Below are 10,549 nucleotides of genomic sequence, written 5' to 3'. Positions count from 1 at the left end.
ACACAAAGATGCGCCGGATCGCTGCTTCGTCGGCGGCCAGGAAGCCGCCGAACGGCGGCGCCTTGCGCTGGTGGTCCAGCAGCGCGTCCTTGCTCGTGACGGGCAGGCGCGCCAAGTCGGCCGCACTGCGGATCTCCTGCGGCGTCATGCCCGTGCGCTCGTAGATGTCGCGGATGGCGGGCGCGCGGTCGTAGGCGTTCTGCTGCGCGGCACGAAGGTAGGCGAGCCGATCCGGCGGCAAGGGGTACGTCATGGTCGGCCTCTTCGCCTACTGGCCCGTGAATCGGGGCGGCCGCTTCTCTTCGAAGGCCAACAATCCTTCGCACTGGTCGGCGCTGTGCGAATGCACTTCCGAGGCGAGCAGTTCCAGGCGCAATGCGGTCTCCATGGGTTGTTGCAGGCCATCGTCGATCAGCGCCTTCATGCGCCTCACGCCCAGCGGACTCTTGGTGGCGATCTTGTCCACCAGAGTCTGGGTGGCCTCCTCCAGATCTCCTGCGTCCACCACCTGGTTGACCAGACCGGCCTGCATCATGTCTTCCGCAGTGAGAAAGTCACCTGTGAAAAGCAGGTACTTGGCGCGTGTGGGCCCAATGACGCGGGGTAGGCGAACCGAGCCCCCTCCGCCCGGCAACAAACCGTAGTTCGCATGGGCATCGCCGATCTTGGCGCCACGAGCGGCCAGCACTAGGTCGCAGCAGAGCACCAACTCCAGGCCGCCGGCCAGGGCCAGTCCATTGAGTGCGGCGATCACCGGTTTTGGGAAGCTGTCCAGCCGGTTCATCGTGGTCAGGACACAGTCGAGAAACCGACGCGGGCCGTCCGGGTCCGATTGCGCGCGAACGTACTTGAGATCAGCCCCGGCGCAGAAGGCCCGGCCCGCGCCGGTGAGAACGACCGCCCGAACCTCGGGGTTTTTCTCGGCCTCGTTCAGGGCCTGATCAATGCCGTTGAGCAGTTCCGGTGTGAGGGCGTTCATGGCCTCCGGCCGATTCAGGCGGATCCACATCGCCCCTTGGCGGACTTCCACGACAACAGCGGGTGGCGGCATTGTTTCTCTCTCCATGGCTTGTTTTTTCATGATCGGATTCTGCGATTCAACCGGCAGTCGGGCCCTCGGTAATTTCCATTACTGCAGGGTTGTTAATTTTACTTTACAGTAAAAATTAAACAACCGAAAGAGCAGAATGAACCAGCAGGCGGCATTGCAGGGGTCTCCGTTGAAGGGGATCAAAGTGGTGGAGTTCGAGGGCATCGGACCGGGGCCTCTGGCCGGCTTGCTGCTCATGCAACTCGGGGCGGAGGTCACGCTGGTGGCGCGTCCGGGACCGGGCGCATTGCCCAAGGACATGACGCCGCGTGAGGATGGTTTGTTGTCTCGCGGCAAGCGCCGCGTGGTCTTGAACTTGAAAGAGGACCACGGCCGCGCCCACGCGCTGGAGATCGTTGCGGCGAGTGACGGGCTGATCGAGGGCAACCGGCCCGGCGTCATGGAGCGCCTGGGTCTTGGGCCGGGCGCCTGTGCGCCGCTGAACCCGCGCCTGGTGTACGGGCGCATGACCGGTTGGGGCCAGGACGGGCCACTGGCGCAGGCCGCCGGCCACGACATGAACTATGTGGCGCTCACCGGCCTCATGGCGTTGACGCAGCGCCCTGGTCACCCGCCCATGCTGCCCCCCACGGTGCTGGGCGATGCGGCGGGCGCGCTGGGTTTCGCGTTGGGCATGGTGTCCGGCTTGCTGGCGGCCAGGTCGAGCGGGCAGGGCTGTGTGGTGGATGGCGCCATCGTGGATGTGTTGGCCATGCTGTCTCCGCTGGTGCAGATCATCAGCGCCGCAGGTGGTTTTGATCCGGGGGTGCCCAGTGTGTTCCACGACTCGCCCTTTTACGACCGGTACCTCTGTGCGGATGGTCGCTACATCACCGTGGGGGCCATCGAGCCACCGTTCTACGCACTGCTGCTGCAGCGGCTCGGGCTGACCGATGTGGTGTTGTCCGATCAGATGAACCGATCGGCGTGGCCGACGCTGAAGGCGCGGATGACGGCGCTGTTCGCATCGCAGCCCAGTGCCCACTGGACACAGCTTCTGGAGGGGACGGACGCCTGCTATGCACCGGTGCTGAACATGACCGAGGCGGCCGTCCACCCACACAACGTGGCGCGTGGCCTGTACCGCGTCACGCCGGAAGGCGATGTCGAGACCGTGAGGGGATTGCGATTTCTGGCGCTGACGGATCGGGCCACCGCCGTCTGATCAGGCATCGGGATTTCCCTAGTCGTTTCGTCAAAATTCTACTTTACAGTAAAACAACTTTACAAACAGTAGATCGGTGTCGAGGCGGCGCCTCCATTCGACCCGCTTAAAGGAGAAATGTGTTGGAAGACATCTATGTCGTTGGTGTGGGGATGACCCCGTTTGGCCGACATCTGGACAAAGACATCAAGCAGCTGACGCGCGAGGCGACCGAGGCGGCGCTGGTGGATGCAGGGATGCGGCAGGAGGACCTGCAAGCCGCCTTCTTTGGCAACACCTCCCAAGGTCACATGGAAGGCCAGCACATGATCCGCGGGCAGATTGCCTTGCGCGCCATGGGGATCGGGCGCATCCCGGTGGTGAACATCGAGAACGCCTGCGCCAGCGGATCCTCCGCGTTCGTGCTGGCGTGCAACCACGTCCGGTCAGGTGCCAGTGACGTGGCCCTGGCCATTGGCGCGGAGAAGATGTTCACCACGGACAAGCAGAAGATGTTCTCGGTCTTTGACAGCGCCTGGGATCTCTCCCGGGCGGCCGAGATTCGCGACGACCTGATGAAGCTCGGGCGCGATGTGTTGGTGCCGGAGGGGTCCACTTCACCCCGGCCCTACAGCGTGTTCATGGACGTGTACGCGGCGTTCGCGCGCTCCCACATGCGCACGTTCGGCACCACGCAGCGGCAGCTGGCGGCCGTCTCTGCCAAGAACCACGCGCACTCGGTGCACAACCCGCTGTCGCAGTACCAGGTGGCTTACAGCATCGACGACGTGCTGGCCGCGCCGCCCATCACCTACCCACTGACCTTGCCGATGTGTTCTCCGGTGTCGGACGGTGCGGCCGCGGTCATCGTGTGCAACCGGTCCGCGCTCCAGCGGCTGGGCCTCGACGCGCGCCGGGCGATCCGGGTGCTGGCCACCCTCGTGCAAAGCGGCTCGGCCCGCAGCGAGGACGACCACGCCAACCATTGCACGGCGCTGGCCGCGCGCCGGGCCTACGAGCTGGCCGGTGTGGGGCCTGACGACATCTCCGTGGCCGAAGTCCACGACGCCACCGCCATGGGCGAAATCATCCAGTCCGAAAACCTGGGCTTCTGCGAGTTCGGCCAGGGTGGCGTGATCGCCGAGCGGGGCGACACCCGCATCGGTGGGCGCATTCCCATCAACCCATCGGGTGGGCTGGAGTCGAAGGGGCACCCGGTGGGTGCGACAGGCCTGGCGCAGGTGCATGAGCTGGTGACCCAGCTGCGCGCCGAAGCCGGCGCGCGGCAAGTGGAAGGCGCGCGCATCGCATTGGCAGAAAACGGCGGTGGTCTCGAAGGCATCGAGGAAGCCGTGGCCTGCATCACGATCCTGGCGCGCTGAGCGCCCTACCGAAAGAAGCAAGCAACATGGACATCAAGAACACGGTGGCGCTGGTGACCGGCGCGGGTTCGGGCCTGGGTCTGGCGACCTGCAAGGCCCTGGTCGATGCGGGCGCCAAGGTGGTGGCGGTCGACCTGGACGAAGACCGCCTGGTGCGCGAGATGACGCCTTTGGGCGACAGCGTGCGCGCACTGAAAGTGGATGTGGCCGACGACGCCAGTGTGGAGGCCGCCGTAGCGTTCGCGGTCCGCACGTTCGGTGCCTTGCAGGTGGCCGTGAACTGCGCGGGCATTCTGGGCCCGTGCAAGACCTTGTCCAAGGGCGAGCTGTTTCCGCTGGACCTCTGGAACCGCGTGATCGGTGTCAACCTCACCGGCACCTTCAACGTCATCCGGCACGCTGCCCGGGCCATGGCTCAAAACGAACCTAATGTGGACGGCGAGCGCGGCGTGATCGTCAACACATCTTCGGGGGCGGCCTGGCAAGGGCAGATGGGGCAGGCCGCCTACAGCGCCAGCAAGGCGGGAGTCATGGGTCTGACCCTACCCGTGGCGCGAGACCTGGCGCAGCACGGGGTGCGGGTCGTCGCGCTCGCGCCGGGTCTGTTCGAGACAGGCATGTCGGCCGGCATGCCGACCAAGGTGGCGCAAAACATCATCGAGAAAGTCATCCTGTTCCCGAACCGCATGGGGCAGGCGCCGGAGTTCTCTGCCCTGGTCCGCCATGTGGTGGAGAACGCCTACCTGAACGCCACCACGCTGAGCATCGATGGTGGCGCCCGGCTCTGACCGGGGCCGATGCGCCAGCCCGAAAAGAACCCCACCGCAAGACCCCCCAATGGTCTGAACAAGGAGACCCGATGGACATGATCCCACCTGGCAAGAGGCAGCCCTCATGACGGCCACCACCAGTGCCCATTCGCACGATGTGGTGCTCTCGGCCCGGAACCTGTTGCTGCAGTTCGGTGGCATCGTCGCGCTCAACGATGTGTCCATCGATGTGCGCAAGGACGAGCTGCTGGCCATCATCGGTCCGAACGGCGCGGGGAAGTCCTCGCTCATGAATTGCCTGAGCGGCTTCTACCGCCCCAGGAAGGGCGATATCACGCTCGGGGGCCGCAGCGTGCGCCACATGGCGGTGCACGAGGTCGCGGGCCAGGGCCTGGCCAGGACCTTTCAGGGCACGCACATCTTCTCGGGTATGACGGTGGTCGAGAACCTGATGGTGGGGCGCCACATGCACATGCGCACGAACCTGGCGGAGTCGTTTCTCTACTTTGGCGCGGCCCGGCGCGAAGAGGTGATCCACCGGGAGGTGGTGGAGGAAATCATCGAGTTCTTGGAAATCGAGGCGATTCGCCACGCCCCGGTGGGCAGCCTGGGCTACGGCCTTCGCAAGCGCGTGGACCTGGGGCGGGCGCTGGCCCAGGACCCCCGCATCCTGTTGATGGACGAGCCCATGGCCGGCATGAACGCCGAAGAAAAGGAAGACCTGGCGCGCTTCATCCTGGACGTGCGCGAAGCCAAGCGGATTCCGGTCGTGCTGGTGGAGCACGACATGGGCGTGGTGATGGACCTTGCGGACCGCATCGCGGTGCTCGACTTCGGTCGCAAGATCGCCGAGGGCACCCCTCGCGAAATTCAGGCCGATCCCGCTGTCATGAAAGCCTATCTCGGGGAGGGCGGGCCATGATGCTCAAGATCGAAACCCTGCCACAGCTTTTGCAGCGCCATGCGCAGGCCACACCCGAGCGGTTGTCCCAGCGCCACAAGCAACGTGGCATCTGGCGCGAATACAGCTTTGCGGCGGTGGAACGCCAGGTGCTGGAGCTGGCCCTGGGGCTGCACCACATGGGCGTGCAGCGCGGTGCCACGGTGGCCATCATGGGTGAGAACGAGCCGCAGCACTACTGGGCCGAATTTGCGGCGCATGCGCTGGGCTGCAAAGTGGTCTCGCTGTACCCGGATCTGACGGCGGACGAAGTCCAGTACCTGCTGGAGGACAGCGAGACGGTCTGCCTTTTCGCCCAGGACCAGGAGCAGGTGGACAAGGGCCTGGAGGTCAAGGACAAGCTGGGGCTGCTTCGCCACATCGTGTACTGGGACGACACCGGCATGTGGTCCTACAACGACCCGATCCTCGGCACCTTCAGCTCGGTGCAGCAGCAGGGGCGTGCGTTGGAGGCGCAGGACCCCGGGCTGTACCGTTCGCTGCTGGCAAAAGGCTCGCCCGACGACGTGGCCGTGTTGTCCTACACCTCGGGGACCACCGGCAAACCCAAAGGGGTGGTTCTCACGCACCGTTTCCTGATCGACAACGCGCAGCGCCTGATCCAGGCCACCGACGCCCAGCCGGGCATGGAGTACCTGAGCTACATCGCGCCGGCCTGGGCGACCGAGCAGATCAACGGCATCTCGGTGGGCCTGGGGCTGCCCATGGTGGTCAACTTCCCGGAAAACCCCGAGCAGGTGCTGGCCAACATCCGCGAGCTGGCCGTCGAGGCCATGACCTTTGCCCCGCGCCAATGGGAGAGCATGGCCTCCTCGGTGCAGGCCCACATGCTGGACGCCGGGCCCGTGCGGCGCGCCGTCTACGAGTGGGGCTTGAAGGTGGGGCGCGCCTTCAACGTGGGCCGCCTGGATGGTCAACCGATCGGCTGGCTGGACCGCCTGCAGTTCCCCCTGGCCGAAGCCTTGGTCCTGCGGCCCTTGCGGGACCAGCTCGGGCTGACCCGGTTGCGCATTGCCAGCTGTGGCGGGGCCACCATGGCGCCCGACGTGTTCCGCATGTTCCATGCCATGGGCGTTCCCTTGCGCAACATCTACGGCTCTACCGAAACCGGCCTGCTCACCTGCCACCAGAGTGACCGCTTCGACCTGGAAACCGTGGGGCACTGGATGCGGGCGCACCCGGAGGCCGGTCCTCCCCTCGAATGGCGGGTGAGCCCGGACGGCGAACTCCAGATCCGGGGTGGCAGTCCTTTCCTGGGCTATTACCGGCGGGAGGGGTCGGTCGAGTCCAAGGTCAAGGACGGCTGGTTCCACACCGGCGATGCCGTGACCCGGACCGACCGCGGAGAGCTGGTCTTTCTGGAGCGGCTGTCCGACTTGAAACGGCTGCGCAGCGGCGATACCTTTCCGCCCCAGTTCGTCGAGACGCGTTTGCGGTTCAGCCCGTTCATCAAGGACATCATGACCGTGGGCGATGAAGGACGTGACTTCGTGGCCGCGCTCATCAACATCGACATGGCGGTGCTGTCACGCTGGGCCGAAGACAAGCGCATCGGTTTCTCGACCTTCACCGATCTATCGCAACGCCCCGAGATCGCGGTCCTGATCAGCCAGGAAATCGCGCGCGTCAACCAGTTTCTGCCGGTGCATGCGCGGGTGAAGCGGTTCGCCAACTTTCCCAAGGAACTCGATCCCGATGAGGGGGAGCTGACGCGTTCGCGCAAGCTGCGGCGCGAGTTCCTGGAGGAGCGCTACAGCGCCCTGATTCAGGGCCTCTACGACGGCTCCCGTGAGGTGCGGATCGACATCCCCGTGACCTACCAGGACGGACGCCGAAGCAACTTCAACGCGAAGGTGTTCATTCACGATGCCGACGGATCCGGTTCGAACACCTTGACCGAACCCCAGCGAAGGAGGCCCGCATGAGCGATTTTCTGAACTACCTCGTCAACGGGGCATTGACCGGTCTGCTCTACGCCCTCATGGCGATGGGCTTCGTGGTGATCTACCGCGCGTCCAAAGTGTTCAACTTTGCACAGGGGGAGCTGGTCGTCTTCGGCGGCTACATGGTGTGGTGGACCATCATCCAGATGGGCATGCCGGTGTGGCTGGGCTTGCCCGTGGCCTTCGCCAGCGCGGCGATCTTCGGCCTGATGATCGAGCGCATCTTTTTCGCGCGCCTCGTGGGCGAATCCGTGTTCTCGATGGTGATGGTGACGATCGGACTGCTGATCCTGATCCGCGGGATTGTGCTGGTGTTCTTTGGTCCCCAGGTGCGCGCCTTCCCGATCATCTTTCCGATCGAACCCATCATCCTGGGTGATGTGGTGATCTCCCGCTCGCTCCTCTACGGCGGCATCCTGACCGTGGCCATCGGCTTTGGCCTTTCTTGGTTCTTCAATCGGACCCGCATGGGTCTGACGATGACGGCCGTGGCCGAAGACCACCAGGTCGCGATGTCGATGGGCATCTCGGTGCAACGCTCGATCGCGTTTGCCTGGATGCTGGGTGCCGTGCTTTCGACGCTGGGCGCGATGGTCCACCTGAGTGGCCGGTCCATCAACATGATGAGTTCCGACATCGGCCTGGCCGCGCTGCCCGTGGCGCTGCTCGCGGGCCTGGAGTCGCTGGCCGGGCTGCTGCTAGCCGGCATTCTGGTCGGGGTTATCCAGGGGCTGGCGTCGGCCTACCTCGATCCCCTGGTGGGCGGGGCGCTCGGCTCGGTCTTCCCTTTCATCATCATGTTGTTGATGTTGTTGATCCGTCCCACCGGCATGTTCGGCTGGAAAACCATTGAGAGGGTATGAGCATGGATCCCGCAGGTGTTTTCGCGACCTCGTTTGCCCAGGACCAGGCGCTGGTGCGCACGCGCAGCCAGGCCGTGACGCTGGCCTTGTTCGTCTTGGCCATGTTTGCGCTGCCCCTGATCGCCGACGCCCGCTCGGTGGCGGTGATGACCTCGATGCTGATCACCGCCGTGGTGGTGATCGGCTTGCAGATCAACACCGGCCTGGCCGGGCAGATCAACATGGGACAGGCAGCCTTCATGGGCGTGGGCGCCTACGCCACCGCGCTGCTCGCGACCAAGGGCGGCCTGCCGTTCTGGATCGCGTTGCCGGTCGGTGGCGTGTGCGCGGCCCTGTTCGGCCTGGTGTTTGGCCTGGCCGCTGTCCGCATCAAGGGCTTTTACCTGGCCCTCACCACGATCGCGGCGCAGATCCTGTTCCATTTCATGGTGCTGAACCTGCCCGCTGCCTGGCTGGGTGGGTCCAACGGCATCACGGTCGATGCGGCACGGCTGTTCGGCGTGGTGCTCGACACCGATGCCGGCGTCTACTACCTGTGTCTGGTGGTGGCCTGCATCATGATCGCGGGCGCCTATGGCGTGGCCCGCAGCCGGCATGGCCGGATCTTCGCCGCCGTGCGCGATGACGACGTCGCCTCCGGCATGATGGGCATCAACGTGGTGCGCACCAAGGCACTGGCCTTCCTGCTGGGCGCCTTCTATGCGGGCATCGGAGGCGGGCTGTGGGCGTACTACGTGCGCTTCGTCTCGATCGATCAGTTCACCCTGATCCACTCCATCTGGTTCATCGCCATGATCATCGTGGGTGGCATGGGCTCGGTGACAGGCGCACTGATTGGTGTGTTCGTCATCCGCCTTGCGCAGGAGTCCTTTACCAGCATGGGCCCTTCCCTGGTCGAGAGCTTCTCGTTCCTGAGCGGCGACGTGGTCTTCGCCGCGATGAACATCTTTCTGGGCGGCATCATCGCCGGCTTCCTGATCTTCGAGCCGCGTGGACTGATGCACCGCTGGAACATTCTCAAGCGGTCCTACCGGATGTGGCCCTACCCCTACTGATACCGGACTTTCGCGGCCGTCCGCTGCGCTGGAGGACGGTTGATTCGTGTTGGACAGCGTGATCAAAACCAGGAGACTTGCGTGAATACAAACAATGGATGTCTGTCGGCCTTTGCCCGCGTGGCGCGATGCGGTGCCTTGGCCGCCGGTGTGTTCGGTCTCGCGGGCACGGCCCAGGCACAGACCACCTACAACATCGCTGGACTGGCCGACTTCACCGGGCCTTATGCCGACGTCATGAAGGACATGACCGGTTGCCGCAAGGGCGTGCTCGACTGGTGGAGTGAGGAGGTGGGCAAGCCCCAGGGTGTGGCGCTTCGCGTCAAGGAGTACGACACGCGCTACGACGTCGCGCAGGTCGCCAGCCTGTGGCCCGGCATCCGGTCGGAGCTGGACCCCGTGGCCATTCTGGGCATCGGCGGGTCGGACGCGGCGGCCCTGCAGCAGCGCCTGCCCAACGACAAGGTGCCCCAGGTCCTGGCCACGGCCGGTTATGGCTTTGCCTGGAAGAGCGACAGCTGGGTGTTCAACGCCCGAGCCACCTACCCGCACGAGGTGGCGGCCTTCTACACCTGGTTGCAGAAGAAATCCGGTTCCGCCGCGCCCATCAAGGTCGGTGTGATTTCCTCCGAAGTGTCCCCGGCTTACGTGGACATCCACAAGGGAACCGAGAAGTTCGCGAAAGACAACCCCAAGATCCTGGAAGTCGTGGAGACGGTCTACACCGAAGCCCAGCCCACCGACCTGACGCAGCAAGTGAACCGCCTGATTCGCAAGGGCGCGACCGTACTCCAGGTCTTCAACAACACGGCCTCCGTGGTGGCGACGCGCCGTGCCCTGCAAAGCCTGGGCAAGACCAACATCCCCATCGTCATGTCGGCCCACAACGGCTTGATTTCATCGGGCAAGGCCCTGGGTGGTCTGGAGCAGATGGAAGGCAACTACGAGGTCTACGGCATGGCCATGCCCACGGACGATCCGACCACGGCGCGGGCCTTCTTCGACCAGCTGCGCAGCAAGTACAAGGCACAGGTCAGCTACACCTCGGCCTGCATCATGGGCATGAGCCAGGGCCTCATCGTGGCCCGTGCCGTCGAGCAGGCGATCAAGACCAAGGGGGTCAAGGGCGTCAAGGGGGAGGACGTCCGCGCGGCGCTGCTGTCCACGCCGATGCCGAGCGAGCGCAGCTTTGGCGTGCTGCCCAACCTGCAGTACGGCAAGGATGCGCCATTTCCCACCGAAGGCCTGGCCGTCAACATCGGCACGGTGGAAAAGGGCAAGTACAAGCTGCTGGAACAGAACGTTCCCATGCCCGTGTTGAACAAGTGGTAAATGAACCCC

At 64.8% G+C, this 10,549-nt stretch carries 9 protein-coding genes and 1 pseudogene; 8 read left to right on the top strand and 2 right to left on the bottom strand.

Annotation, left to right across the window (positions count from 1 at the left end; all coding sequences use genetic code 11):
• Positions 1 to 253 (bottom strand): annotated as a pseudogene (locus tag KXJ60_RS06725) (phenylacetate--CoA ligase family protein); the annotation flags it as partial.
• A gap of 15 nt (positions 254 to 268) precedes the next feature.
• Positions 269 to 1,081: an enoyl-CoA hydratase/isomerase family protein gene (locus KXJ60_RS06720; RefSeq protein ID WP_291125508.1), complete on the bottom strand. Its 813-nt coding sequence runs from the start codon at positions 1,079 to 1,081 to the stop codon at positions 269 to 271.
• 106 nt (positions 1,082 to 1,187) lie between these two features.
• Between KXJ60_RS06720 and KXJ60_RS06715 the strand changes: the two genes are divergently transcribed.
• From KXJ60_RS06715 to KXJ60_RS06680, 8 genes are all read left to right on the top strand, one after another.
• Positions 1,188 to 2,255: a CaiB/BaiF CoA-transferase family protein gene (locus tag KXJ60_RS06715; protein WP_291125505.1), complete on the top strand. Its 1,068-nt coding sequence runs from the start codon at positions 1,188 to 1,190 to the stop codon at positions 2,253 to 2,255.
• Positions 2,256 to 2,377: 122 nt separating this feature from the next.
• Complete coding sequence (locus KXJ60_RS06710; RefSeq protein ID WP_291125502.1) at positions 2,378 to 3,616, top strand: thiolase family protein; 1,239 nt, start codon at positions 2,378 to 2,380, stop codon at positions 3,614 to 3,616.
• Positions 3,617 to 3,642: 26 nt separating this feature from the next.
• Entirely contained in the window at positions 3,643 to 4,404 is a 762-nt protein-coding gene (locus tag KXJ60_RS06705; protein ID WP_291125500.1) for an SDR family NAD(P)-dependent oxidoreductase, read from the top strand.
• 106 nt (positions 4,405 to 4,510) lie between these two features.
• Complete coding sequence (locus tag KXJ60_RS06700) at positions 4,511 to 5,308, top strand: ABC transporter ATP-binding protein (RefSeq protein WP_291125498.1); 798 nt, start codon at positions 4,511 to 4,513, stop codon at positions 5,306 to 5,308.
• Positions 5,305 to 7,272 (top strand): AMP-binding protein, encoded by a 1,968-nt coding sequence (locus KXJ60_RS06695; protein WP_291125496.1) that lies wholly within the window; start codon positions 5,305 to 5,307, stop codon positions 7,270 to 7,272. The genes KXJ60_RS06700 and KXJ60_RS06695 overlap by 4 nt, the downstream gene beginning before the upstream one ends.
• Entirely contained in the window at positions 7,269 to 8,153 is an 885-nt protein-coding gene (locus KXJ60_RS06690) for a branched-chain amino acid ABC transporter permease (RefSeq protein ID WP_291114694.1), read from the top strand. Before KXJ60_RS06695 ends, KXJ60_RS06690 begins: the two co-directional genes overlap by 4 nt.
• Entirely contained in the window at positions 8,150 to 9,208 is a 1,059-nt protein-coding gene (locus KXJ60_RS06685; RefSeq protein ID WP_291114696.1) for a branched-chain amino acid ABC transporter permease, read from the top strand. The genes KXJ60_RS06690 and KXJ60_RS06685 overlap by 4 nt, the downstream gene beginning before the upstream one ends.
• A gap of 81 nt (positions 9,209 to 9,289) precedes the next feature.
• Positions 9,290 to 10,540 carry an ABC transporter substrate-binding protein gene (locus KXJ60_RS06680; protein ID WP_291114698.1) on the top strand — a complete coding sequence of 417 codons (1,251 nt, stop codon included), beginning with the start codon at positions 9,290 to 9,292 and terminating at the stop codon, positions 10,538 to 10,540.
• The last annotated feature ends 9 nt before the right edge of the window (positions 10,541 to 10,549 follow it).

This window comes from Hydrogenophaga sp. (assembly GCF_019264445.1).
In the GTDB taxonomy this organism is placed as follows: domain Bacteria; phylum Pseudomonadota; class Gammaproteobacteria; order Burkholderiales; family Burkholderiaceae_C; genus Hydrogenophaga.
This window is presented reverse-complemented; position numbering and strand designations above follow the sequence as displayed.

Coding starts and splice junctions, on each gene's coding strand:
- KXJ60_RS06715 (WP_291125505.1), top strand. CDS start 1,188: ATGAACCAGCAGGCGGCATTGCAGGGGTCTCCGTTGAAGGGGATCAAA.
- KXJ60_RS06685 (WP_291114696.1), top strand. CDS start 8,150: ATGAGCATGGATCCCGCAGGTGTTTTCGCGACCTCGTTTGCCCAGGAC.
- KXJ60_RS06695 (WP_291125496.1), top strand. CDS start 5,305: ATGATGCTCAAGATCGAAACCCTGCCACAGCTTTTGCAGCGCCATGCG.
- KXJ60_RS06690 (WP_291114694.1), top strand. CDS start 7,269: ATGAGCGATTTTCTGAACTACCTCGTCAACGGGGCATTGACCGGTCTG.
- KXJ60_RS06720 (WP_291125508.1), bottom strand. CDS start 1,081: ATGAAAAAACAAGCCATGGAGAGAGAAACAATGCCGCCACCCGCTGTT.
- KXJ60_RS06705 (WP_291125500.1), top strand. CDS start 3,643: ATGGACATCAAGAACACGGTGGCGCTGGTGACCGGCGCGGGTTCGGGC.
- KXJ60_RS06700 (WP_291125498.1), top strand. CDS start 4,511: ATGACGGCCACCACCAGTGCCCATTCGCACGATGTGGTGCTCTCGGCC.